Annotated in this window: 1 protein-coding gene; it reads right to left on the minus strand. The window is 31.0% G+C overall.

From position 1 onward, the window contains the following. On the minus strand, nucleotides 1-642 hold a 642-nt coding region (locus L21TH_RS08690), incomplete at its 3' end, for a serine hydroxymethyltransferase (protein ID WP_034429802.1). Nucleotides 643-736: the final 94 nt, after the last annotated feature.

Genomic DNA, 736 nt, shown 5'->3' on the forward strand with positions numbered 1-736 from the left:
GTTTGGATGTAATCCTGCTGCCACTAAACCAGCTATATGAGCCATATCTACCATTAAATAGGCTTCTACCTCATCTGCTATTTCTCTAAACTTTTTAAAATCTATAAACCTAGGATATGCACTAGCTCCAGCTACTATAAGCTTTGGTTTTTCTTTAAGAGCTATTTCTCTAACTTCTTCATAATCTATTATTTCAGTTTCCTTATTTACACCATAAGAGATAAAATTATAGTATGTTCCAGATATATTAACAGGACTTCCATGAGTCAAGTGACCACCATGTGAAAGATTCATTCCTAATACTTTATCTCCCGGTTTTAGTACAGCAAAATATACAGCTAAATTAGCATTTGAACCTGAATGTGGTTGTACATTTGCATGTTCTGCACCAAAAAGCTTTTTTAGTCTTTCTCTTGCTAAGTCTTCAGCTACATCTACATATTCACATCCACCATAATATCTTTTTCCTGGATAGCCTTCAGCGTATTTGTTAGTTAACTGACTTCCCATCACTTCCATAACTCTTTCTGAAACAAAGTTTTCTGATGCTATTAACTCGATTTTATTTCTCTGTCTGTTAATTTCTAGATCAATTCCTTTCATAATTTCAGGGTCAAAATTTTTTACATTTTGAAAATTCATTATATTATCTCCCTCCATAAATTTTTTGTTAAATGTATTGCATAATAAATAATTTCATATATAATATACCCGTTAAACAAAATATTATTGTTTA

Source organism: Caldisalinibacter kiritimatiensis (genome assembly GCF_000387765.1).
GTDB classification, from domain to species: domain Bacteria; phylum Bacillota; class Clostridia; order Tissierellales; family Caldisalinibacteraceae; genus Caldisalinibacter; species Caldisalinibacter kiritimatiensis.